Source organism: Salinisphaera sp. PC39 (assembly GCF_040361335.1).
GTDB lineage: Bacteria > Pseudomonadota > Gammaproteobacteria > Nevskiales > Salinisphaeraceae > APNM01.
Map to the genome: position 1 here is coordinate 114,490 of NZ_APNM01000004.1, position 22,914 is coordinate 137,403.

21 protein-coding genes are annotated in these 22,914 nt (G+C 68.8%); 19 read left to right on the plus strand and 2 right to left on the minus strand.

The window, feature by feature from the left end; genetic code table 11:
* Positions 1–5: 5 nt before the first annotated feature.
* The 15 genes from PC39_RS05565 (at position 6) to PC39_RS05635 (ending at position 13,319) form a co-directional block, all read left to right on the plus strand.
* Positions 6–185 carry a cbb3-type cytochrome oxidase subunit 3 gene (locus PC39_RS05565; protein ID WP_353252371.1) on the plus strand — a complete coding sequence of 60 codons (180 nt, stop codon included), beginning with the start codon at positions 6–8 and terminating at the stop codon, positions 183–185.
* Positions 182–1,111 carry a cytochrome-c oxidase, cbb3-type subunit III gene (gene ccoP, locus PC39_RS05570; RefSeq protein WP_353252372.1) on the plus strand — a complete coding sequence of 310 codons (930 nt, stop codon included), beginning with the start codon at positions 182–184 and terminating at the stop codon, positions 1,109–1,111. Before PC39_RS05565 ends, ccoP begins: the two co-directional genes overlap by 4 nt.
* A gap of 9 nt (positions 1,112–1,120) precedes the next feature.
* Positions 1,121–1,420: a hypothetical protein gene (locus tag PC39_RS05575; protein ID WP_353252373.1), complete on the plus strand. Its 300-nt coding sequence runs from the start codon at positions 1,121–1,123 to the stop codon at positions 1,418–1,420.
* A complete protein-coding gene (gene ccoG, locus PC39_RS05580) occupies positions 1,417–2,853 on the plus strand; it encodes a cytochrome c oxidase accessory protein CcoG (RefSeq protein WP_502950850.1) in 1,437 nt (478 codons plus the stop codon). The genes PC39_RS05575 and ccoG overlap by 4 nt, the downstream gene beginning before the upstream one ends.
* Positions 2,854–2,858: 5 nt before the next feature.
* Complete coding sequence (locus PC39_RS05585) at positions 2,859–3,380, plus strand: FixH family protein (protein ID WP_353252374.1); 522 nt, start codon at positions 2,859–2,861, stop codon at positions 3,378–3,380.
* On the plus strand, positions 3,377–5,833 hold the full coding sequence (locus PC39_RS05590) for a heavy metal translocating P-type ATPase (RefSeq protein ID WP_353252375.1): 2,457 nt from the start codon (positions 3,377–3,379) through the stop codon (positions 5,831–5,833). Before PC39_RS05585 ends, PC39_RS05590 begins: the two co-directional genes overlap by 4 nt.
* Positions 5,830–6,021, plus strand: coding sequence for a cbb3-type cytochrome oxidase assembly protein CcoS (gene ccoS, locus PC39_RS05595; RefSeq protein WP_353252376.1), 192 nt, complete (start codon positions 5,830–5,832; stop codon positions 6,019–6,021). Before PC39_RS05590 ends, ccoS begins: the two co-directional genes overlap by 4 nt.
* Positions 6,018–6,809 carry a sulfite exporter TauE/SafE family protein gene (locus PC39_RS05600; RefSeq protein WP_353252377.1) on the plus strand — a complete coding sequence of 264 codons (792 nt, stop codon included), beginning with the start codon at positions 6,018–6,020 and terminating at the stop codon, positions 6,807–6,809. Before ccoS ends, PC39_RS05600 begins: the two co-directional genes overlap by 4 nt.
* A gap of 166 nt (positions 6,810–6,975) precedes the next feature.
* Positions 6,976–7,425 (plus strand): azurin, encoded by a 450-nt coding sequence (gene azu, locus PC39_RS05605; RefSeq protein ID WP_502950853.1) that lies wholly within the window; start codon positions 6,976–6,978, stop codon positions 7,423–7,425.
* Positions 7,426–7,543: 118 nt separating this feature from the next.
* Complete coding sequence (locus PC39_RS05610) at positions 7,544–8,140, plus strand: hemerythrin domain-containing protein (protein WP_353252379.1); 597 nt, start codon at positions 7,544–7,546, stop codon at positions 8,138–8,140.
* A 37-nt stretch (positions 8,141–8,177) separates the two neighbouring features.
* On the plus strand, positions 8,178–8,501 hold the full coding sequence (gene fdxA, locus PC39_RS05615) for a ferredoxin FdxA (protein WP_353252380.1): 324 nt from the start codon (positions 8,178–8,180) through the stop codon (positions 8,499–8,501).
* Positions 8,502–8,523: 22 nt separating this feature from the next.
* The gene (locus PC39_RS05620) at positions 8,524–9,723 is read left to right on the plus strand and encodes an NnrS family protein (RefSeq protein WP_353252381.1); all 1,200 of its coding nucleotides are present in this window, start codon (positions 8,524–8,526) and stop codon (positions 9,721–9,723) included.
* A 101-nt stretch (positions 9,724–9,824) separates the two neighbouring features.
* Positions 9,825–11,981 carry an adenosylcobalamin-dependent ribonucleoside-diphosphate reductase gene (locus PC39_RS05625; RefSeq protein ID WP_353252382.1) on the plus strand — a complete coding sequence of 719 codons (2,157 nt, stop codon included), beginning with the start codon at positions 9,825–9,827 and terminating at the stop codon, positions 11,979–11,981.
* 76 nt (positions 11,982–12,057) lie between these two features.
* Entirely contained in the window at positions 12,058–12,753 is a 696-nt protein-coding gene (locus tag PC39_RS05630; protein WP_353252383.1) for a TSCPD domain-containing protein, read from the plus strand.
* 134 nt (positions 12,754–12,887) lie between these two features.
* Complete coding sequence (locus tag PC39_RS05635; protein ID WP_353252384.1) at positions 12,888–13,319, plus strand: Rrf2 family transcriptional regulator; 432 nt, start codon at positions 12,888–12,890, stop codon at positions 13,317–13,319.
* Between the two features lie 17 nt (positions 13,320–13,336).
* Here PC39_RS05635 and PC39_RS05640 read toward each other — a convergent pair whose 3' ends face one another.
* The gene (locus PC39_RS05640; protein ID WP_353252385.1) at positions 13,337–14,047 is read right to left on the minus strand and encodes a Crp/Fnr family transcriptional regulator; all 711 of its coding nucleotides are present in this window, start codon (positions 14,045–14,047) and stop codon (positions 13,337–13,339) included.
* A 93-nt stretch (positions 14,048–14,140) separates the two neighbouring features.
* Between PC39_RS05640 and PC39_RS05645 the strand changes: the two genes are divergently transcribed.
* Positions 14,141–14,536, plus strand: coding sequence for a SirB2 family protein (locus PC39_RS05645; protein WP_353252386.1), 396 nt, complete (start codon positions 14,141–14,143; stop codon positions 14,534–14,536).
* Between the two features lie 80 nt (positions 14,537–14,616).
* Here PC39_RS05645 and PC39_RS05650 read toward each other — a convergent pair whose 3' ends face one another.
* Positions 14,617–15,843 (minus strand): alginate export family protein, encoded by a 1,227-nt coding sequence (locus PC39_RS05650; RefSeq protein ID WP_353252387.1) that lies wholly within the window; start codon positions 15,841–15,843, stop codon positions 14,617–14,619.
* Between the two features lie 181 nt (positions 15,844–16,024).
* Here PC39_RS05650 and PC39_RS05655 point away from each other — a divergent pair, with 181 nt between their 5' ends.
* The 3 genes from PC39_RS05655 (at position 16,025) to PC39_RS05665 (ending at position 22,894) form a co-directional block, all read left to right on the plus strand.
* Entirely contained in the window at positions 16,025–17,362 is a 1,338-nt protein-coding gene (locus tag PC39_RS05655; protein WP_353252388.1) for an MFS transporter, read from the plus strand.
* An 89-nt stretch (positions 17,363–17,451) separates the two neighbouring features.
* Positions 17,452–19,056, plus strand: a complete 1,605-nt coding sequence (locus PC39_RS05660) for an MFS transporter (RefSeq protein ID WP_353252389.1) — start codon at positions 17,452–17,454, stop codon at positions 19,054–19,056.
* 88 nt (positions 19,057–19,144) lie between these two features.
* Positions 19,145–22,894: a nitrate reductase subunit alpha gene (locus PC39_RS05665; RefSeq protein ID WP_353252390.1), complete on the plus strand. Its 3,750-nt coding sequence runs from the start codon at positions 19,145–19,147 to the stop codon at positions 22,892–22,894.
* Positions 22,895–22,914: the final 20 nt, after the last annotated feature.

Here is a 22,914-nt window from a genome sequence, read left to right on the forward strand (position 1 = left end):
CGGCGATGGACCTGGGAACGTTAATGGGCCTGGTCACGCTGGTCTTTCTGGTGATCTTCGTGGGCATCGTGTTCTGGGCCTACAGCGGCCGCCGCCGCAAGGATTTCGATGAAGCCTCGCGCCTGCCCCTCGACGAGGGCGAGCGGGGCGACGACAACGACAGCCGCAGGGGAACCCGGCAATGAATGAGTTCTGGAGCTGGTTCATCATCGTCTTCACCGTCGCCAACATCCTGGCGTGCTGGTGGCTCATCCGCTGGACCGCCAAGCCCCGTCCGGGCGAGGCGAGCGAGTCGGACACCACCGGCCACGTGTGGGACGAGGATCTGACCGAATACAACAATCCGATGCCGCGCTGGTGGCTGTGGCTGTTCTACATCACCATCGTCTTCGGCTTCATCTATCTCGCGCTGTTCCCGGGGCTGGGCAAATTCGAGGGCCTGCTGGGCTGGAGCCAGTACAAGGAGTACCGCGAGGAAGTCGCCGCGGCCGAGGAACGCTACGCCCCGCTGTACGAGAAATACGCCGCCACGCCGGTGCCGCAGTTGGCGGGCAACGAGGAGGCGGTGGCCACCGGCCAGCGCATCTTCGCCAACAATTGCGCCGTGTGCCACGGCTCGGACGCCCGCGGCGCGCCCGGCTATCCCAACCTGGCGGACGGTGCCTGGCTCTACGGCGGCACGCCCGAGGCGATCAAGCACTCGATCCTGAACGGGCGCAGCGGCGTCATGCCGGCCTGGAGCCAACAGTTGAGCGATCTGGAGGTACGCCAGGTGGCGGCCTACGTCTACGAGCTGAACGGCCGCGACGCCCATCGTCCCGACCTGGTCAAGGCCGGCGAGCCGGTATTCAAGACCACTTGCGCGGCCTGCCACGGCGCCGACGGCACCGGCAACACCATGCTCGGCGCCCCCGACCTGACCGACGACGCCTGGCTGTACGGCGGCTCGATCGAGACCATCCGCGACATCGTCCGCAACGGCCGCCAGGGCCGGATGCCCGCGCATCGCGAACTGCTCGGCGAGGACCGCGCGCACGTGGTCGCGGCCTATGTCTACAGCCTGTCGCACGACGGTGACGGTGACGCGAACGGCGAGTCCGGAGCACAATAGGGAACCGCCATGACCAACGTCACCGAGTATCCGCCGGCGACCCGCGACCGGATCCGTGTCTGGGGCGCGATCCTCTGGCCGGCCTTCCTGGTCGCCGGCGTGGCCACCACGGTGTTCTTCGCGAACATCGACCCGGCCACGCTGCGGGCCCAGACCCTGCCGCACGCACCGATCTCTCGCGAGGCCGGCTACGCGATAGGCTTCTTCATGTTCTGGATCATCTGCGCCGCCTCCGGCGCCCTGACCTACGTCCTCCTGTCGCCGGCCGCCGGCCGGCGACGGGACCGCCGAGACCCCGACACCCGATGAGCGACGCCCGGACCGATAACGACCGCGCCGCCCGCCGCCGCGAGCGGCTGGCCGACGTGCCGCCGCAGCCGATCTCCATGTACCAGTCGCGGGAGAAGGTCTACCCGCGCGAGGTACACGGCACATTCCAGCGGCTGCGCACGTTCGCCGTGTTCGCCCTGCTGGGACTGTTCTACCTGCTGCCCTGGGTCCCTTGGGACGGCCGCCAGGCGGTATTGTTCGACCTGCCGGCTCGCCAGTTCTACGTCTTCGGCATCACCTTCTGGCCGCAGGACTTCATCTACCTGACCCTGCTTTTGGTGATCTGCGCCCTCGGTCTGTTTTTCGTGACCGCCGTGGCCGGTCGCGTCTGGTGCGGCTACGCCTGTCCGCAGACCGTGTGGACCGAGGTGTTCATGTGGGTCGAGCGCAAGATCGAGGGCGACCGCCTCAAGCGCATGAAGCTGGACAAGGCCCCCTGGACCGCGGACAAGATCCTCAAGAAGACCGCCAAGCACAGCGCCTGGGTCGTGCTCGGCCTGTGGACCGGCTACACCTTCGTCGGCTTCTTCGTGCCGATCACGGACCTGGGGGCGCGGGCGCTCACTCTCGACCTGGGCGGCTGGGAAGCCTTCTGGACCCTGTTCTACGGCTTCGCCACCTGGGGCAACGCCGGTTTCCTGCGCGAGAACGTGTGCCTGTACATGTGCCCCTACGCGCGCTTCCAGAGCGCGATGTTCGACCGCGACACCCTGGTCATCTCCTACGACGAGGCACGCGGCGAGCCGCGCGGCCCGCGCAAGCGCGGCGCGGACCCCAAGTCCCTGGACCTGGGCGACTGTATCGACTGCACCATGTGCGTCCAGGTCTGCCCCACCGGCATCGACATCCGCGACGGCCTCCAGTACGAGTGCATCGCCTGCGGGGCCTGCATCGACGCCTGCGACCAGGTGATGGACAAGATGGGCTATCCCCGGGGGCTGATCCGCTACACCACGGAGAACGCCCTGGAAGGCAAGCCCGCCAAGCTGCTCCGGCCGCGCGTGCTGATCTACGCCGCGCTGCTGCTGGTGCTGGGCGCGGCCTTTCTGGCCGGTATCGGCCTGCGCACGCCCCTGCGCCTGGACGTGATCCCGGACCGCAACGCCCTTTACCGCATGGTGGACGACGGCATGGTCGAAAACGTCTACACCCTCAAGGTCATGAACATGGGCCAGTCGCCGCGGACCTATGCCGTCGAGGTGGTGGACGCCCCGGCCTACTCGGTGGAGACCGATCCGGCCCGTATCGAAGTCGAGCCCGGCGAGGTCCGCAACGTGCCCGCGCGAGTGCGCGTGGACGGCGACGCGGTGGCCGGTGGCGGCCACGATATCCGGCTGCGCGTGCGCGCCCTCGACGACAGCGGCGACGCCGCCGTGGAGCAGACCCGTTTCCACACGCCCCTGAGCAGGTGAGCCGCATGACCACCCACACCCTCCACGCTCCGAGCCGTCCCTGGTACCGGCACGTGTGGCCGTGGCTGCTGATGCTGCCGCCGGCGGCGGCGATCGCGTTCTGGGCCGTCATCCTGGCCACCATGGCGGGGCCGCCCTCCCTGGTGGTGGACGACTACGCCAAGATCGGCCTGACCTACACCGAGGACCGCAGCCGCGATGCCGCCGCGGCCCGCCTGGACGCGAGCGCGCGCCTGCGCGCCGACCGCGCCGGCGGCCACGTCAGTCTGCTGCTGGAACGGCCGGCACAAGCGCCCGACACCCTGCAACTGACGCTGGCGCACCCGCTGGAGGCCAGCCGCGATCGTGTCCTGGTCCTGACCCGCAACAGCGCGGGCGTGTACCACGGCGAGGCCGGCGGTCTCATCGAGGGCCGCTACGACGTGCGCCTGACACCGCCCGACGGCGCCTGGCGCCTGACCGGGCGCCTGCCGGCCGACGCCGAGTCCCTGCATCTCGACACCCGCCTCGGCGACAAGGACTCGTGACCGCGACCGGCGAGGCCTGCTACCACTGCGGCGAACCCCTGCCGCCCGGCCCCGTCCGGACCGCGCGCATCGACGGCGTCGAACGTCCCATGTGCTGTCCCGGCTGCGAGGCCGTGGCGAGCCTGATCGCCGACAGCGGACTGGACGACTTCTATCGCTTCCGTACCGCGCCGGCGCCGACCCCCGCGTCGCCCGCCCGGGTCGCCGCCGACGAGTGGCAGGCCTACGACCGCGACGCGGTGCAACGCCCCTATGTCCGGCGACTGCCGGACGATCAGCGCGAGGCGGTGCTGCTGGTCGAGGGGCTGACCTGCGCCGCCTGCGCCTGGCTGATCGAGCGGGTGCTCGGCGCCGAGCCGGGCGTGACCGATATCCAGGTCAATCCCGCCACCGGCCGCGCCCTGCTGCGCTGGGATCCGGCGCGGGCGGCGCTGTCCGGCCTGCTGCGGCGCATGGCCGGCCTCGGCTACCGGCCGCACCTGCTGGCGGCCAGCGAAAGCCTGCCGGCCATCACCCGCGAGCGCCGCGCCGCCCTCAAGCGTCTGATCGTGGCGGGACTCGGCATGATGCAGGTGATGATGTACGCCGTGGCCCTGTATGCCGGCGCCATTCACGAGGACATGGACCCGGGCATCGCCGGCTTCCTGCGCGGCATCAGCCTGCTCGTGGCCACGCCGGTGTTCTTCTACGCGGGCATGCCGTTCCTGCGCGGGGCCTGGCGCGATCTGCGCGCGCGTCGCCCGGGCATGGACGTGCCCGTGAGCCTGGCCATCGGCGGCGCCTACACCGCCAGCGTCTGGCACATCTTCGCCGGGGGCGAGATCTACTTCGACTCCGTGACCATGTTCGTGTTCTTCCTGTCGGTGGCGCGCTTCCTGGAGATGGCCGCCCGCCACCGCGCGTCGCGCGCCACCGGCGCCCTGGCCCGGATGCTGCCGGCGACCGCCCTGCGGGTGACGGCGGCGGGCGACACCGAGCGGGTCGCGCTCGCGGAACTGGCCGTGGGCGATCGCGTGCGCGTGCCGGTGGGCGACCCCGTGCCCAGCGACGGCCGTATCGTCGCCGGCGACAGCCGTCTGGACGAATCCCTGCTCACCGGCGAGTTCATGCCGGTGGCCAAGCGCGTCGGCCGACCGGTGGTCGGCGGCAGCGTCAATCTCACCGCGCCCATCGACATCGAGATCACCCGCGTCGGCCAGGACACCCTGGTGGCCGGCATCGTGCGGCTGCTCGACCGCGCCCAGTCGCAGCGCCCGCGCCTGGCCGTGGTCGCCGACCGCGTGGCCCGCTGGTTCGTGGCCGGCGTCCTGCTCGCCGCCGCCGCCACCGGCCTCTACTGGTGGCAGACCGACCCGGCGCATGCCTTCCCCATCGTCCTGGCGGTACTGGTGGTCACCTGCCCCTGCGCCCTGTCGCTGGCCACGCCGACCGCCCTGGTCGCGGCCACCGCCCGCCTCGCCCGCCAGGGCCTGCTGGTCGCGCGTGCCGGCGCCCTGGAGACCCTGGCGAAATCCGACCACCTGCTCCTGGACAAGACCGGCACGCTGACGCTCGGCCGCCTGAGCCTGAACGAGACCGTGGTCCATGCCGGCGACGCCGCCGAGGCGCGGCACCTGGCCGCGGCGCTGCAGGCGCACTCCGAGCACCCGATCGCGCAGGCGTTCCGCGCCCACCGCGACGGCCGCGAGGCCCGGGCCGTCCGGGTGCATCCCGGCCGCGGCATCGAGGGCGTCGTCGACGGCCGTCGTCTGCGCCTGGGCCGGCCCGACTGGGTGGGCGCCGCCGAGGCGACGGACAACGAGGGCACCGAAGTGACGCTGGCCGGCGATGACGGTCCGATCGCGACCTTCCGCCTGGCCGACGCCATACGCCCCGAGGCGCGCGCCGCGGTACGCGAGCTGCAGCGCCTGGGCTTCACCCCGGAGATCGCCAGCGGCGACGGGCCGGGGCCGGTGGCGGCCCTGGCCCGCGAACTGGGCATCGAAACCTGGCACGCCCGCATGACCCCGGAGGACAAACTCGCGCGCATGCATGATCTGCAAACGGCGGGCCGGCGCGTGGTCATGGTCGGCGACGGCGTCAATGACGCGCCGGTGATCGCCGGCGCCGATGTCTCCGTGGCGATGGGCAGCGGCTCGGTGCTGGCCCAGTCCAGCGCCGACATGGTGCTGACCGCCGGCCGCCTGGGCGACCTGGTGGCGGGCGTCACCATCGCACGCCGCACCCTGCGGGTGATACGGCAGAACCTGGCCTGGGCCGCGAGCTACAATACGGTGGCGTTGCCGCTGGCCGCGGCGGGCCTGGTCGCTCCCTGGATGGCGGCGCTGGGCATGTCCGCCAGTTCCCTGCTGGTGGTGGCCAACGCCGCGCGGCTCGGCCGCGAGCGCGCCGCGCCCGTCCCCGGCGACGCCGACACGGCATGCGACATTCCGGCGCTGGGAGCATCGCGATGAACATCATCCTGATCCTCGTCCCGCTCAGCCTGGTACTGGTGGCGCTGGCCGTCTGGGCCTTCTTCTGGGCGGTGGGCAGCGGCCAGTTCGACGACCTCGACAGTCCGGCCTACCGCATCCTGCTCGACGACGACGACAAGCCGCGGCGCGACGAGACCGAAGACGAGCCGGACCGCGACGAAACGTGAGCGGCACCGAGGCGACGCTGGCCGCGGCGCTGGTCGCGGGACTGGTCGGCAGCTCCCATTGCCTGGGCATGTGCGGCGGCATCGCCATCGCCCTGGGCATGCAGGGCCGCGACCGGCCGCTGGTCTCGGCCCTGCTCTACAACGCCGGCCGCATCGCCAGCTACGCCGTGGCCGGGGCGATCGCCGGCGGCATCGGCCTGTGGCTGGGCCAGTCCCTGCACGCCGGCTATGCCCCGGTCGCCCTGCGCGTGCTGGCCGGCGCCGCGATGATCGCGATCGGCCTGCAGGTGGCCCTGAACTGGCGTCTGCTGCGACCGATCGAGCGTGCCGGCATGCATGTGTGGCGCCGGCTGTCGCCCCATGCCGGGCGCCTGATGGGGCGCCGCGGGCCGCTGTCCGCCCTGGCGCTGGGCGCCCTGTGGGGCTGGCTGCCCTGCGGACTGGTATACGCCATGCTGCTTGCCGCCGCCGCCAGCGGCGGCGCCCCGGAAGGCGCGGGCCTGATGGCCGCCTTCGGCCTGGGCACGGCCCCGGCGATGATCGCCACCGGCGCCGCGGCCGCCCGCCTGCAGCGACTCAGCCGCAACACGGCGTTCCGCCGCCTGGCCGGCGCGCTGGTCGTCCTGCTCGGACTGTGGACCGCGGCGGCACCGCCGGCGATGCGCTTCATGCACGCCGGCCACGATGCGCAGGGTGCCGCCGGCACGACACACAATCATGGCACCATGCCGGCGGACGACGGCACGAATACCGCGCCGAACGGGCACGCGCCGATATCCGGAAATTGACTCCGATCAAGGCGGCCCGCACGTATACGATGGAGACTGCGACATGGCGACCGCGGCGCCACCGTGGTCGCCCCAACCCGGTCCATTCGCGGGCGGCCGGGTCGCGGCACCGTCGCCGCGCACAACCCGCGAGCCATCCACATCCTGGAGGAAACACATGCGCAAGCTGAAAGCCACGTTCGCCCTGATCGCGCTGGGCTCCCTGTTCGCCGCCGGCCCCGCCGCGGCCGGGGACTGCGAGCTGTCGATCACCGGCAACGACCAGATCCAGTACAACAAGTCCGAGCTGGTCGTGCCCGCGGGCTGCGACAAGGTCACCCTGACCCTGGAGCACGTGGGCAAGATGTCGGTCCAGCAGATGGGCCACAACTGGGTGCTCACCGAGAGCGCCGACTATCAGGCCGTGGCCCAGGCGGGCATGCAGGCCGGCGCCGACAACGCCTACGTCCCGCCGGAGGACGACCGCGTGATCGTGCACACCGATCTGGTCGGCGGCGGCGAGAGCACCAGCATCACCTTCGACGTCTCGCAGCTCGAGGCCGGCGGGGACTACACCTACTTCTGCTCCTTCCCCGGCCACTTCAGCATGATGAAGGGCAAGCTGATCGTTAAGTGACCGATTCCGGCGCGGCGCCGAACGGGCGCCGCGCCGATCCGTCAGGAGGACGGCTGTTGCCTTAAAGATGTATATTTGATACATCTTTAAGGCAACCAACCCAGGCGGAGACGCTGAAATGGCCGACGACATCCTGCAGCTCCTGCGGCGGGAACACCGCAACCTGGCGGGCCTGCTCCATGTCCTGGACCGCCAGCGGCACGCCCTGAACGCCGACGACACGCCCGATTACGACCTGATGCGCCAGATCGTGCGCTACCTGGACGGCGATGGCGGCAGCGATCACCTGCCGCTGGAGGAACAAGTCTTCGAACAGGTGCTGGCCCGCCGTCCCGCGCTCGGCGCCCGCACCGCCCGCCTGGCGGCGGATCATGAACGCCTGCGGCGACGGGGCCGGGCACTGATCGACGCCGCCGACAGCGTCCTGTCGGGCCAGCCGGTGCGCCGCGCCGACCTGGTATCCCTGGCCGGCGTGTTCGTGGCCGACTACCGCGAGCACCTGTGCCGCGAGGACAACGAAGTCTTCCGCCCCCTGGAGGCTTCGCTGGCCCCCGACGAGAGACGGGCGTTGACGGCCGCCCTGCCCGACGCGGCCGGCGCCGGGAACGACCACGAATATCGCGCCCTGGCCGATCGCCTGATCGTCCAGGGGGCCGGGCCCGCGGCCTGGGCGGGGACGGCCCGGGCCACCTGCCCGGTCTGCTCGCAGGGCTGACGGCGCGGGCACGGCGCATCGCCATCCGGAGAGAACAATGACCTACGTCGTCACCGACAACTGCATCAAGTGCAAGTACACCGACTGCGTCGAAGTCTGCCCGGTGGACTGCTTCCACGAAGGGCCCAACTTCCTCGCCATCGACCCGGAGGAATGCATCGACTGCAGCCTGTGCGTGCCGGAATGCCCGGCCGACGCGATCTATCCCGAGGAAGACCTGCCCAAGGACCAGCGGCATTTCCTCGAGATCAACGCCGAGCTGGCCCGCGAATGGCCCGTTCTGACCGAGATGAAGCCGGCGCCCGAGGACGCCGACGAATGGAACGGCATCCGCGACAAGCTGCGGCTGCTGGAACGCTAGCCCGACGACAGGGAGACCCGCCATGGCCCACGTGATGTCCGCGCACGCCCGCAACGCGCCGATCCTGCTGGCCTATCCCTTCCGGCCCTTCTTCCTGCTCGCGGCGCTTTACGCCGCGGTCGGCGTGCTGGCCTGGGTCGGCTACCTGTTCGGGGGCTGGCCGTTGTCGCTCGGCGACGCGCCGGTGCGCTGGCACGCGCACGAGATGCTGCTGGGTTTCCTGCCGGCGGCGATCACCGGCTTCCTGCTGACCGCCATGACCAACTGGACCGGCGCGCCGCCGCTGGCCGGCCGGGGTCTGCTCGCCCTGGTCGCGTTGTGGCTGGCGGGGCGTGCCGCCATGTGGACCGGCACCTGGCTGCCGGCCTGGCTGGTGGCCGCGGTCGATCTGGCCTACCTGCCGGTGCTCGCGATCTACATCGCGCGCGTACTCCTTCGTTACGGCAACCGCCGCAACCTGTTCCTGGCCGGCGTCATCGGCCTGTTCGCGCTGGCCAACCTGCTGTTCCACCTGCAGGCGCTCGGATGGACCGCGACCGCGATCGCCGGCGAACGCCTGGCACTGAACCTGATCACGCTGCTGATGGTCGTGATCGCCGGCCGCATCACGCCCGCCTTCACGGCGAACTGGCTGCGCATCCACGGCGAGGACCCGGACGTGGTCCAGCGCCTGCCGAACCTGGACCGCGCGGCCATCGCCGCCACGGCCCTGATGATCCCGGTCGACCTGATCCCCGGCTTGCCGCTGGCCGGCGCGCTGCTCGCCTTGGCCGCCAGCGTCGCCAACGGCGCGCGGCTGACGCTCTGGAGCGGCTGGCACGTCTGGCGCGAGCCGCTGCTGTGGATCCTGCACCTGGGCTATCTCTGGATCGTGGCGGCACTGTTGCTCAAGGGCCTGCAACCCTTCGCCGACGGCATCATTCCCACGGCCTGGATTCACGCGGTGACCGCCGGCGCCGCCGGTACCCTGATCATGGGCGTGATGACCCGCGTGTCCCTGGGACATACGGGCCGCGCCCTCTCCCTGCCGCCATTCGGCCTCGGCATGTACGCCGCGGTCCTGGCGGCCGGCCTGCTGCGCGTGGCCGCCGCCCTGGGCCTGCTCGACTACCGGCTGGGCGTGAGCGCGAGCGCCCTCGCCTGGGCGGTCGGCTTCGGCCTGTTCGTCATCGCCTACTGGCCGATCCTGAGCCGGCCTCGGGCCGACGGCAGGCCGGGCTGACACCCTCATAGCACGCCGCAATATGTGGTGCTTGATCTATATCAAGGCACAGCATATTGGGGGCGGATAGGGTCGGCGGCACCATATAGGAGGAGTACGCCATGGCCGATGCCGCGGCAGTTCATACCCTGTCGGGTGCCGTCGGCGGCATCCCGCTGCAGCCGGCGTCCCTGGACATCTGGGACCGGAAGTATCGCCTCGTAACCAAGGACGGGCGTCCCGTGGACCGGGACGTGGACGACACCTTCAAGCGGGTCGCGCGGGCGCTGGCGGAGATCGAGACCACGCCCGCCGCACGGGACGAATGGAACGAGAAGTTCCTTTGGGCGCTGCGCCACGGCGCCATCCCCGCCGGGCGCATCGTGTCCAACGCCGGCGCCCTGGCGCACAAACCGGCCACCTCCACCATCAACTGCACGGTCTCGGGCACCATCGGCGACTCCATGGACGACATCCTGGCCAAGGTGCACGAGGCCGGACTCACCCTGAAGGCCGGCTGCGGCATCGGCTACGAGTTCTCCACGCTGCGGCCCAGGGGCGCCTATGTCTCCGGGGCCGGCGCGTACACCTCCGGGCCGCTGTCCTTCATGGACATCTACGACCGCATGTGCTTCACGGTCTCCTCCGCCGGCGGTCGCCGCGGCGCGCAGATGGCCACCTTCGACGTGGGGCATCCCGATGTCCTGGACTTCATCCGCGCGAAGCGCGAGGCCGGCCGGCTGCGGCAGTTCAACCTCTCGCTGCTGGTCACGGACGAGTTCATGCAGGCCGTGGCGCATGACGACGAATGGCCTCTGGCCTTCCCATTATTGGCGGAGGAAGCCGCGGACGGCGGCGTCGATCTGGACGATCCGGCGCAGGTGATCTGGCGCGAGTGGCCGGCCACCGCGGGTTATGTCACCCGCGAGGACGGCGCGGTGGCCTGCCGGATATACCGCAAGGTCAAGGCCCGGGGCGTCTGGGACATGATCATGACGGCCACCTACGACTACGCCGAACCGGGCTTCATCCTCATCGACCGTGTCAACGAACTGAACAACAACTGGTTCTGCGAGACCATCCGCGCCACCAACCCCTGCGGCGAACAGCCCCTGCCGCCCTACGGCGCCTGCCTGCTGGGCTCGATCGACCTGACCCGCTTCGTGCGCGACCCCTTCTCCGAGCAGGCCCGATTCGACTGGGAGACCTACCGCGAGGTGGTCGATGTCTTCACCCGCATGCTGGACAACGTCGTGGAGATCAACGGCCTGCCGCTGGCGCGGCAGCGCGACGAGATCCTCCGCAAGCGCCGCCACGGCATGGGCTTTCTGGGCCTGGGCTCGGCACTGACCATGCTGCGCATGAAGTACGGCGAACCGGCGTCGCTGGCGTTCACCGAGCGCGCCGCCAAGGAAATGGCCCTGCAGGGCTGGCGCACGGCCCTGCAACTCGCCGAGGAGAAAGGGCCGGCGCCGATCATGGACGAGACGTTCACGGTCACCGAGGCGATGCTGCGCCGTCGCCCGGAGATGGTGGCGGACGGCTACGAATCGGGCCAGACAGTGCCGGGACGCGTGCTGCACGCGAAGTACAGCCGCTATATGCAGAGGATCGCGGCCGAGGATCCCGACCTCGTGGCGCAACTCGCCGAGCGCGGCGCGCGCTTCACCCACCACAGCTCGATCGCGCCCACGGGCACCATCTCGCTGTCGCTGGCGAACAACGCCAGCAACGGTATCGAGCCCAGCTTCGCCCATCACTACTTCCGCAACGTGATCCGCGAGGGCCGCAAGTCCAAGGAAAAGGTGGATGTGTTCTCGATGGAGCTGCTGGCCTACCGGCATCTGGTGGACGCCGAGGCGCGCCCGGCCACCGATCCGGCGACGCGCAACCTGCCGGACTACTTCGTGACCGCCGACGAGATCACGCCCCGCCAGCACGTCGATGTCCAGGCGGCGGCGCAGAAATGGATCGACTCCAGCATCTCCAAGACGGCGAACGTCCCCACCGACTACCCGTACGGGGACTTCAAGGACATCTATCTTTACGCCTACCGGCGGGACTTGAAGGGCTGCACCACCTTTCGCTTCAACCCCGAGGCCTTCCAGGGCGTGCTCGTGAAGGAGAGCGACCTGAGCAACACCACCTATCGCTTCGTCCTGGACGACGGCTCGGTGGTCGAGGCAAAGGGCGGCGACGAGATCGAATACGACGGCGAGACCCACACCGCCGCCAACCTGTTCGACGCCCTAAAGGAAGGCTATTACGGCCGCTTCTGAGAGGAAGCTTGCAAAACTACTGCGCTGCTACGTTTTGCAAACACCCTCTAAAACGCACAAGGGAGAAGGAAACATCATGGCGATAAAGATCGACCGCAAGATCGTCGACTACGATGTAGCCCGGCCCGAGACCGCGCCGACGGAGACGCCGCAGGCGCCCGAGATCGAGCACATGCACGAGCGGGTGCAGCGCCCGGAGCGGCTCGAGGGCAAGACCTACAAGGTCAAGACGCCACTGTCCGACCACGCCCTCTACGTGACCATCAACGACGTCGTGCTCAACGCCGGCACCGAACACGAGACACGACGGCCGTTCGAGATGTTCATCAACTCGAAGAACATGGACCACTTCCAGTGGATCGTGGCGCTGACGCGCATCGTCTCCGCCGTATTCCGCAAGGGCGGCGACTGCACCTTCCTGGTGGAAGAGCTCAAGAGCGTGTTCGATCCGCGGGGCGGCTACTTCAAGAAGGGCGGCAAGTTCATGCCCTCCCTGGTGGCCGAGATCGGCGAGATCATCGAACAGCATCTCAAGCATATCGGGCTGCTCGAAGACGACACCCTGGACGAGCACCAAAAGGCGTTCATCGCCGCCAAGCGCGCCGAGATCGAGGCCCGACAACCGCAGAAGCAGGTCGACGCCCAGTGCGACGACAGCACCGCCGAGTTCCCGGAAGGCGCCCAACTTTGCGGCAAGTGCCACACCAAGGCCATGGTGCTCATGGACGGCTGCCTCACCTGCCTGAACTGTGGCGACTCCAAATGCGGTTGAACGGCATCCGCCACCAGCGCGGCTGTCATGCCGGTCCGGGCACCACGGCCCTGGCGGCTATCGCCATAAAAAAGTAACGGATATACTGCTTACGAAGGTTCACCACGGATCGCGTCCCGCCGGGCGACCGTTTCATGAAACTGACCCAGTACACCGACTACTCGCTGCGGGTCCTGATGTACCTGGGCGTGACCGATCGCGACCGGGCCACGATCTCGGAGATCGCGGCCTGCTACGGCATCTCGCGAAACCACATCATGAAGGTGGTCTACGAACTGGGGCGGCTGGGTTATATCGAAACGATCCGGGGCAAACACGGCGGCATCCGCCTGGGCCGCGAGCCGGCGGACATCAACGTGGGCGACGTCGTGCGCCGCATGGAAAGCGGCTTCGAGCTGGTCGAATGCTTCGGCGCCGGCAACGCCTGCCGGCTGACGCCCGCCTGCGTGTTGCGCGGCGCCCTGGACGACGCCCTGGGCGCCTTCATCGCCACCCTGGACGACTACACGCTGGCCGACCTGATCGCGCCGCGTCGGGAACTGCGCCGACAGCTCGCACCGGCATAGGCGCCACCCCCGGCGCGTCAGCAATCGCCGGTGACGACCGCGGCCTCCAGCGCCGCCCGGTCCAGGACCGTGATCTCCGGCCCGTCGACCCGGATCAGGCCACTCTCCTCCAGCCGACGCAACAGCCGGGACAGCGTTTCCGGCTGCAGCGACAGCCGCGAGGCCAGGACCTTCTTGGACAGGTTCAGGCGGATGACCTCGGTGCCGTCCGTCCCCGGTCGCGGCGCCTCCCGCAACAGGAAACTCGCCAGGCGCAGGACACCGTTCTGAAGCGACAGGGACTCGATCTCGGCGACCCGCTCGCGCAAGCGCATGCTGAGCTGGGCGAGCATGCCGAAACAGGCGTCGGTGGATGCGACCAGGGTCTCGCGCACCGGCTCGGTGGGCACGCCCAGCAGTTCGCTCGGCTCGACCGCGGCGGTATGCACCGGATAGCTGCGGCCGCGCATGAACATCACCGCCTCGGCAAAGCTCTCGCCCGGGCCGGCGAGATGGATGATCTTCTCGTTGCCGTCCGGCGCGATCCGGTACAGCTTGATGTGGCCGCTGCGGACCAGGTAGAAGCGGTCGGCCGATTCGCCCTGACGGAACAGGCTCTCGCCCTGGCGCAACCGCACCACGCGCGTGCCCGCGAGCACGCGGGCCAGCAATTCGTCGCTCAGCGCCCCCAGCACGGGGTGCCCGCGCAGCTCCGCCTCGGCGGGCGGGGCCGGTTTCGGCGGTGTCATCACCCTCCCTCGATTGCATCCGGATCGAGGGAGAGAATCGGCGAGACCCGCGCCGATTGCAACCGCCGCGCGCCGGCGTCAGGATGACCCGCGATGGCCGCCTGGTACCCCCTGCTCAAGCAAATCCACCTCGCCACGGTCGCGCTGACCCTGGCGCTGTTCCTGTTGCGCGGGTGGTGGATGCTGACGGCACCGGAGCGCCTGCGGCGGCGCTGGGTGCGCGTGCTGCCCCACCTCGTGGACACGCTGCTGCTGGCCAGCGCCCTGGGTCTGATGCTGATCCTGCGGCAATACCCGTTCGTGCACGGCTGGCTCACCGCCAAGGTGCTGGCCCTGATCGCCTACATCGTCCTGGGCACGATCGCGCTCAAGCGGGGACGCACGCGGCGGGTGCGCGCGACCGCCTTCGCGGCCGCGCTCGCGGTGTTCGGCTATATCGTGACCACGGCCCTGGCGCACCATCCGGCCGGGCCGGTCGCCTTGTTCTAGGAAGCTGTCGCCGGGAAAGGCGATCCCGCCATTTCCCGCGTGCAGGGGCGGCGTTGAGCGTCACTGTCTCCGGCAAACGCCTAGAAAGCGTACTCCGCCTGCACCCAGAAACGCCGGGTGTCGACGCCGAAATCGTCGGCGCTGTAGTCAGCATACTTGACCAGTGCGTTCAGTCGCGAGGTCAACGGCCGCGCCACCACCAGATCGACCTCGCTGCCCAGATCGCCGCTGCCCTCGTCGGACCGGAAGTCATGGTAGATGGCCGTGCCGCGGAAGCCGGCCCAGGTCGCCGACAGCGAGCCGTAGCGGTCGCGCACGCCGCTGGCGGGCGTGGTCAGGAACACGTCGGCGAACCCCTGAAAGGCATGGTTGGTGGCCAGCGGCGTCTGGAAGCCGTAGGTGCCGTCGCCCCCGAGCACCTCGTAGCCGGCGGTCAGACCCAGCGGCCCGGCATCGGCACTCATCTCGGCGAGGTAGTACTCGGCGTCGACCGACGACGGCGCGTCGGCGTGATCGCTCTGATCGGCATACTCCAGGGCGTAGCGGACACCGCCGATATCGCCGGTCGCGCGCAACCCGAAGACCTTGTGGTCCGGCGCGCCGGGCGCCCGCGGGCCGCTGTCGTCGCGGAAGTCGACGAAGTAGCCGTAGCCGCTGAGCGCGAACTCGGGGCCGTAGGCATAGCTGGCGTTCAACAGATGGGTGTCCATCTTGTTGTCGTTGTAGAGCACGAAATGCTGCTTGCGCACCCAAGCATAGCGCAGCACCACGCCCGGCAGGCGGTTGTTGACCAGGCTGACCGCGTCGAAGGTCTGCTCGTTCTGGCGCCAACCGACATTGCCGATGAAACGGGCGTTGTCGAGGATCAGCCGCTGGCGTCCCACCTTCGCTTCGGTATCGAACGGGCCGCGATAGCGCAGCCAGGCGCGGTTGATCTGCTCGTCCGTGGGATCGGCGATCGTGGTGTAGCCGGTATGGCCGTTGGTGCTGTCCAGGAAAGCCGGGCCGCTGTTGTAGTCCTCGCCGCCGATGGCGAAGGTGCCCTCGAACTCGGCCAAGGCATCCAGGCCGTTCCAGGTGTCCGTTTGATATCCCAGACGCAGCCGCAAGGTAGTGGCGTCGGCATCGCGCAAGCCGTTGTCCTGTTCCGCGCGCTCGTGGCGAAGACGTGCGTCGACATGCGTCGTTCCCGACGTCAGGGCCCGCTCAAGGCCGGTCGCCCCATCGGCCGCCCGGGCTCCGGGAAGCGCCGCCAGCATGAGGATCGTCGCGGTAAGTCCGATTGGAATGCGGGCCGTCTTGGTCATATCGCCGTCTCCCGTCGCTGCAATGTCATGGCACGAAGGCACCGTTTTAGGGCAGCTTCCCGCCGCCTGCCTTGACCGATGTCAATCGCTTTTCTGGCGCGAATCATTGACGTTGGTCAAGGAGCGAGGCACGGTTGAATTGCACCATAGCCGGGCAAGAGCTCAAAGGCGGAAGTCGAGCATGTTGGCCCCGGAAGAATACAACCCGTCCAAGGCGCACAAGGCGCTGGCGACGTCGACCCTGGCCTTCACCGTGTGTTTCGCGGTGTGGACGATCTTTTCGATCATCGGGGTCAAGATCAAACAGGACCTGGGTCTGAGCGAGACCCAGTTCGGCCTGCTCGTGGCCACGCCGGTGCTCACCGGCTCCATCAGCCGGTTGTTTCTGGGCATCTGGACGGAGAAATACGGCGGGCGCCTGGTGTTCACGGTGCTCATGCTGACCACGTCCGTCGCCGTCTATCTCCTGGCCTCGGTCGAGACCTACGCCATCTTCCTGCTGGCCGCGCTCGGCGTCGGTCTGGCCGGCGGCTCCTTCATCGTCGGCATCGCCTACACCTCCGAGTGGTACGACAAGACGCACCAGGGCACGGCCCTGGGCATCTTCGGCGCCGGCAACATGGGCGCGGCGGTGACCAATTTCGGCGCCCCCTTCCTGGTGGTCGCCTTCGGCTGGGAGCGGACCGCCCTGATCTACGCCGCGGTGCTGGCGGGCATGGCGGTGCTGTTCTGGCTGATCACCGAGGACGATCCGCGCCTGCGCCGGCGCCGCGAGGAAGGTTCGGCGCCGACCCCGTTGCGCGAGCAGCTCGCGCCGCTGGCCAACCTCCAGGTCTGGCGCTTCTCGCTCTACTACTTCTTCGTGTTCGGCGCCTTCGTCGCGCTCGCCTCCTGGCTGCCCCGCTACTATGTGGGCGCCTACGGCCTAAGCCTGGGGGCCGCCGGAACGCTGGCGGCACTCTATGCCCTGCCGGCCTCGGTCTTCCGCGCCCTCGGCGGGTGGCTCTCGGATAAATTCGGCGCGCGGACGGTGATGTACTGGACCTTCATCGTCTCGCTGGCCTGCCTGTTCGTCCTCTCCTACCCGGATACCCGCTACGTGGTGTCGGGCATCGACGGCCCCATCGAATTCGCCTTCGGGGTGCCGATCGCGGCCTTCACGCTGCTCACGGTGGTGCTCGGCTTCTTCATGTCACTGGGCAAGGCCGCCGTGTACAAGCACATCCCCGTCTACTACCCCGATCACGTCGGCTCGGTCGGCGGCCTGGTCGGGATGATCGGTGGCCTGGGCGGTTTCTTCCTGCCCATCGGCTTCGGCGTGATGAACGATCTCACCGGCGTCTGGACTAGCTGCTTCATGCTGCTGTTCCTGGTCGTCGCCGTGTCCCTGACCTGGATGCACTTCGCGATCCTGCGCATGGAACGCCGCCGGGTGCCGGCACTGGCCGAGGAGGAGCGGTTCCGCTACCTGCCCGAGATCCAGCCGGACTACAAGCGGGAGCGGGAAAGCGCGTCCTGACGCGCGCCGCCGGCCCCGTGCCGGCGGCACACAAGAACACTTAGCGGGAGCGGCCCCGCCTCGGGGCCGACGACAACGAGGACCGGAAAATGGCCAAGGACATCGTCCACTGGGACGTCGAGGATACCGCCTTCTGGGAGAAGGACGGCAAGCGCATCGCCAACCGCAACCTCTGGATTTCCATACCCTGCCTGCTGCTGGCCTTCGCGGTCTGGCTGATGTGGGGCATGATCACGGTCCAGATGCTCAACCTGGGTTTCCCCTTCAGCGAGACCCAACTGTTCACCCTGACCGCGATCGCCGGTCTGACCGGCGCCACGCTACGCATCCCGGCCTCGTTCATGATCGGCATCGCCGGCGGCCGCAACACCATCTTCCTGACCACCGCGCTGATGATCCTGCCCTGTGTCGGCGCCTACGTCGCGCTCCAGGACATGAACACCCCGTTGTGGGAATTCCAGCTCTACGCCTTCCTGTCCGGCATCGGCGGCGGCAACTTCGCCAACTCGATGAGCAACATCTCCAACTTCTTCCCCAAGCGCCAGCAGGGCCTCGCGCTCGGCCTCAACGCCGGCCTGGGCAACTTCGGCGTCACCACCATGCAGATCCTGATCCCGCTGGTGATGACGGCGGCGGTCTTCGGCTCCCTGGCGGGCGACCCCATGCCGCTGGAGCGTTCCAGCGGCACCCTGATCGGCCGCATCGAGGCCGGCACCGACACCTGGATCCAGAACGCCGCCCTGCTCTGGGCACTACTACTGATCCCGGCCAGCGTGGCGGCCTGGTGGGGCATGAACAACCTGCGCAGCGTTACCCCAGAGCCCGGCCATCCGCTGGCCGCCTTCGGCAAGATCCTGGGGCTGTACGCCGTCGGTCTGCTGGCGGCGGCGATCGGCCTGTATCTCTACCTGCCGGAGCCGGTGGGTCTCGACCTGCTCAACATGTGGCTCGCGTTGCCGCTGATCATCGTGCTCACGCTGGTGCTGATGCGGCTGATCCCCGGCGGTATCCAGGCCAGCCTGAAGAAGCAGTTCGCGATCTTCGGCGAGCGGCACACCTGGTCGATGACCGTGCTCTACATCGCCACCTTCGGCTCCTTCATCGGCTTCTCCGCCGCCCTGCCCCTGTCGATCGAGGTGATCTTCGGCTACATGGCGCAAACCGGGGCCGACGGCACGGTCGAGCGGGTCGCCAATCCCGACGGCCCCAGCGCCCTGACCTACGCCTGGATCGGGCCCTTCATCGGCGCCCTGATCCGCCCGGTCGGCGGCTGGATATCGGACAAGGTCGGCGGCTCCATCGTGACCCAGCTTATCTCGGCCGTCATGGTGGTCTCCTCGGTCGCGGTCGGTTACGTGATGATGCTGGCCTACGGTTCGGCATCGCCCCAGGACTACTTCTGGCCCTTCCTGCTGCTGTTCATGCTGATCTTCGCGGCATCGGGCATCGGTAACGGCTCCACGTTCCGCACCATCGGCGTGATCTTCGACAAGACCAAGAAGGGGCCCGTGCTGGGCTGGACCTCCGCGGTCGCCGCCTACGGCGCCTTCATCGCCCCGCGGGTGATGGGCGACCAGATCCAGGCCGGCAACCCCGAATACGCCATGTACGGCTTCGCCGCCTTCTACGCCGTCTGCCTGGCGGTGAACTGGTGGTTCTACCTCCGCCGCAACGCCTACATCCGCAACCCATGAACATATCCCGTCGCATCCAAGGCATGCCGTGCGGGACCACCGGTCCGGACACCGGCGGTCCCGGCACGCCGTCCCCAGGAGCTTAGCCATGAGTCACTTTCTCGATCGCCTGACGTACTTCAAGCGCACCCGCGACGAGTTCGCGGACGGCCACGGCCGCACGACCGACGAGGACCGGTCCTGGGAGAAGGCCTACCGCCAGCGCTGGCAGCACGACAAGATCGTGCGCTCCACGCACGGCGTGAACTGCACCGGCGCCTGCTCCTGGAAGATCTACGTCAAGGACGGCCTGGTCACCTGGGAGACCCAGCAGACGGACTATCCGCGCACGCGGCCCGACCTGCCCAACCACGAGCCGCGGGGCTGTCCGCGCGGCGCCAGCTACTCCTGGTACATCTACAGCGCCGCGCGCCTGAAGTACCCCATGGTGCGGGGCACCCTGCTGGAGCTGTGGCGCCGGGCGCGCGCCGAGCACGCCGATCCCGTGGATGCCTGGGCGGCGATCGTCGGCGACGAGGACAAGCGCCGCAGTTACCAGAAGCGCCGCGGCCTGGGCGGGCTGGTGCGGGCCGATTGGAACGAGGTCAACGAACTCATCGCCGCCGCCAACGCTCACACCGTCGAGCGCTGGGGGCCGGACCGCATCGCCGGCTTCTCGCCGATCCCGGCGATGTCGATGGTGTCCTACGCCGCCGGCACCCGCTACCTGTCGCTGATCGGCGGCGTCTGCCTGTCCTTCTACGACTGGTACTGCGACCTGCCGCCGTCCTCGCCCATGACCTGGGGCGAGCAGACCGACGTGCCGGAGTCGGCCGACTGGTACAACAGCAAGTTCATCATGATGTGGGGCTCCAACGTGCCGCAGACGCGCACGCCGGACGCCCATTTCATGACCGAGGCCCGCTACAACGGCACCAAGATCGTGGTCTGCTCGCCGGACTACGCCGAGGCCACCAAGTTCGCCGATCTCTGGCTGTCGCCCAAGCAGGGCACGGACGCGGCCCTGTCCATGGCCCTGGGCCACGTCATCCTCAAGGAATTCCACGTCGACAACCCGACGCCGTACTTCCGCGACTACTGCCGCCAGTACACCGACATGCCCATGCTGGTGCGGCTGGACGAACACGCCAGCGGCCTGGTACCGGGCCGGCTGCTGCGGGCCAGCGAGCTGCCGGACGGCGACTCGCTCAAGAACGGCGACTGGAAGACCCTGGTCTGGGACGAGGGCGCGGACGCGCCGGTGGTCCCGCAGGGCACCATCGGCTCGCGCTGGGACGAGAGCGGCCGCTGGAACCTGGAGCAGAAGGCCGAGACCACGGGCGGCGACATCGAACCGCGCCTGTCGCTGAAGGATCACGCCGACGACATCGCCACCGTCGGCTTCCCCTACTTCGGCGGCGTCGAGCACGAGCAGTTCGATCACAACGAGCAGCAGGAGGTGCTGCACCGCAAGGTGCCGGTCAAGCACCTCCGGCTTGCCGACGGCGGCACCGTCGCCGTGGCCACGGTGTTCGACCTGATGGTCGCCCACTACGGCGTGGATCGCGGCTTCGAGGGCGACACCTGCGCGACCTCCTACGAGGACGACGTGCCCTACACGCCCAAGTGGCAGGAGGCGATCACCAGCGTCCCCGCCGATCACGTGGCCCGGGTCGCGCGCGAGTTCGCGGACAACGCCGCCAAGACGCAGGGCAAGTCCATGGTGATCCTCGGCGCCGGCCTGAACCACTGGTACCACATGGACATGAACTACCGCGGCATCATCAACATGCTGGTGATGTGCGGCTGCATCGGCCAGAGCGGCGGCGGCTGGGCGCACTACGTGGGCCAGGAGAAGCTGCGGCCGCAGACCGGCTGGCTGCCGGTGGCCTTCGCCCTCGACTGGGCGCGCCCGCCGCGGCACATGAACGGCACCTCCTACTGGTACGCCCATACCGACCAGTGGCGCTACGAGAAGCTCGCCATCGACGAGATCCTCTCGCCTCTCGCGGACAAGGACGACTGGCCCGGCAGCCTGATCGACTACAACGTGCGCGCCGAGCGCATGGGCTGGCTGCCCTCGGCGCCGCAGCTCAACCGCAACCCATTGCAGGTCGCCCGCGAGGCGGTGGCCGCCGGCAAGGACATCAAGGAGTACGTGGTCGAGCAGCTCAAGTCCGGCGACCTGCGGCTGGCCTGCGAGGACCCGGACGCGCCGGAGAACTTCCCGCGCAACCTGTTCGTCTGGCGCTCCAACCTGATGGGTTCCTCCGGCAAGGGGCACGAGTATTTCCTCAAGCACCTGCTGGGCACGGACGACGGCGTCCAGGGCAAGGACCTGGGCGACCCGGGCGAGCAGCGGGCCGAGGAGGTCGTCTGGCACGAGCAGGCCCCGGAGGGCAAGCTCGACCTGCTGGTGACCCTGGACTTCCGCATGTCCACCACCTGCCTGTACTCGGACGTGGTGCTGCCCACCGCCACCTGGTACGAGAAGAACGACCTCAACACCTCGGACATGCATCCCTTCATCCACCCGCTGTCCGAGGCGGTGAACCCGGCCTGGGAGTCGCGCTCCGACTGGGACATCTTCAAGGGCATCGCCAGGAAGTTCTCCGAGGTCGCCGACGGCCGACTCGGCGTGGAGACCGACATCGTCACCCTGCCCCTGCTGCACGACACCCCGGCGGAGCTGGGTCAGCCGTTCGGCGTGGCCGAGTGGAAGAAGGGCGAGTGCGAGCCGGTGCCGGGCAAGACCATGCCCAACATCCTCACGGTGGAACGCGACTACCCCGCGACCTACGAACGGTTCACCTCGATCGGCCCGCTGCTGGACAAGCTCGGCAACGGCGGCAAGGGCATCTCCTGGGACACCGGACACGAGGTGGAATACCTGGGCAAGCTCAACGGCCGCCACGTCGCCGAGGGCGCCCATCACGACCGGCCGCGCCTGGAGACCGCGATCGACGCCTGCGAGGCGATCATGTCCCTGGCGCCGGAGACCAACGGCGAGGTCGCGGTCAAGGCCTGGAACGCGCTCTCCAGGTTCACCGGCCGCGAGCACGCGCACCTGGCCGAGAACAAGGAAGAGGAGAAGATCCGCTTCCGCGACATCCAGGCGCAGCCGCGCAAGATCATCTCGTCGCCGACCTGGTCCGGCATCGAGTCCGAGAAGGTCTGCTACAACGCCGGCTGGACCAACGTCCACGAGTTGATCCCCTGGCGCACGCTGACCGGCCGCCAGCAGTTCTACCAGGACCATGAGTGGATGCGCGGCTTCGGCGAGGGCTTTGTCGCCTACCGGCCGCCGGTCAACACCAAGACCTGGAAGGAGATCATCGGGACCAAGCCCAACGGCAACCCGGAGATCGTGCTCAACTGGATCACCCCGCACCAGAAGTGGGGCATCCACAGCACCTACAGCGACAACCTGCTGATGCTGACCCTGTCGCGCGGCGGCCCCATCGTCTGGATCTCCGAGACCGACGCGGCCAAGGCCGGGGTCGAGGACAACGACTGGATCGAGGTCTTCAACGTCAACGGCGCCGTGGTCGCCCGCGCGGTGGTCTCGCAGCGGGTTCGCGAGGGCATGGCGATGATGTACCACGCCCAGGAACGCATCGTGAACACGCCCGGCTCCGAGATCACCGGCAACCGCGGCGGCATCCACAACTCGGTGACCCGGGCGGTGGTCAAGCCGACCCACATGATCGGCGGCTACGCCCAGCAGAGCTACGGCTTCAACTACTACGGCACCGTCGGCTCCAACCGCGACGAGTTCGTCGTGCTCCGCAAGATGGATCGCGTCGACTGGCTGGAAGGGGACGACGAGTCAATTCTCCAGCAGGAGTACGTCCGATGAGACCTCCGCCTAACTACTAC

Excerpts from the sequence above, each read along its gene's own strand:
- PC39_RS05630 (WP_353252383.1), top strand. The coding sequence starts at position 12,058 with ATGGCGATAAAGATCGACCGCAAGATCGTCGACTACGATGTAGCCCGG.
- ccoP (WP_353252372.1), top strand. The coding sequence starts at position 182 with ATGAATGAGTTCTGGAGCTGGTTCATCATCGTCTTCACCGTCGCCAAC.
- PC39_RS05565 (WP_353252371.1), top strand. The coding sequence starts at position 6 with ATGGACCTGGGAACGTTAATGGGCCTGGTCACGCTGGTCTTTCTGGTG.
- PC39_RS05665 (WP_353252390.1), top strand. The coding sequence starts at position 19,145 with ATGAGTCACTTTCTCGATCGCCTGACGTACTTCAAGCGCACCCGCGAC.
- PC39_RS05640 (WP_353252385.1), bottom strand. The coding sequence starts at position 14,047 with ATGACACCGCCGAAACCGGCCCCGCCCGCCGAGGCGGAGCTGCGCGGG.
- PC39_RS05610 (WP_353252379.1), top strand. The coding sequence starts at position 7,544 with ATGGCCGACGACATCCTGCAGCTCCTGCGGCGGGAACACCGCAACCTG.
- fdxA (WP_353252380.1), top strand. The coding sequence starts at position 8,178 with ATGACCTACGTCGTCACCGACAACTGCATCAAGTGCAAGTACACCGAC.
- PC39_RS05585 (WP_353252374.1), top strand. The coding sequence starts at position 2,859 with ATGACCACCCACACCCTCCACGCTCCGAGCCGTCCCTGGTACCGGCAC.
- PC39_RS05635 (WP_353252384.1), top strand. The coding sequence starts at position 12,888 with ATGAAACTGACCCAGTACACCGACTACTCGCTGCGGGTCCTGATGTAC.
- PC39_RS05645 (WP_353252386.1), top strand. The coding sequence starts at position 14,141 with ATGGCCGCCTGGTACCCCCTGCTCAAGCAAATCCACCTCGCCACGGTC.
- PC39_RS05625 (WP_353252382.1), top strand. The coding sequence starts at position 9,825 with ATGGCCGATGCCGCGGCAGTTCATACCCTGTCGGGTGCCGTCGGCGGC.
- ccoS (WP_353252376.1), top strand. The coding sequence starts at position 5,830 with ATGAACATCATCCTGATCCTCGTCCCGCTCAGCCTGGTACTGGTGGCG.
- PC39_RS05575 (WP_353252373.1), top strand. The coding sequence starts at position 1,121 with ATGACCAACGTCACCGAGTATCCGCCGGCGACCCGCGACCGGATCCGT.
- PC39_RS05620 (WP_353252381.1), top strand. The coding sequence starts at position 8,524 with ATGGCCCACGTGATGTCCGCGCACGCCCGCAACGCGCCGATCCTGCTG.
- ccoG (WP_502950850.1), top strand. The coding sequence starts at position 1,417 with ATGAGCGACGCCCGGACCGATAACGACCGCGCCGCCCGCCGCCGCGAG.
- PC39_RS05650 (WP_353252387.1), bottom strand. The coding sequence starts at position 15,843 with ATGACCAAGACGGCCCGCATTCCAATCGGACTTACCGCGACGATCCTC.
- PC39_RS05660 (WP_353252389.1), top strand. The coding sequence starts at position 17,452 with ATGGCCAAGGACATCGTCCACTGGGACGTCGAGGATACCGCCTTCTGG.
- PC39_RS05655 (WP_353252388.1), top strand. The coding sequence starts at position 16,025 with ATGTTGGCCCCGGAAGAATACAACCCGTCCAAGGCGCACAAGGCGCTG.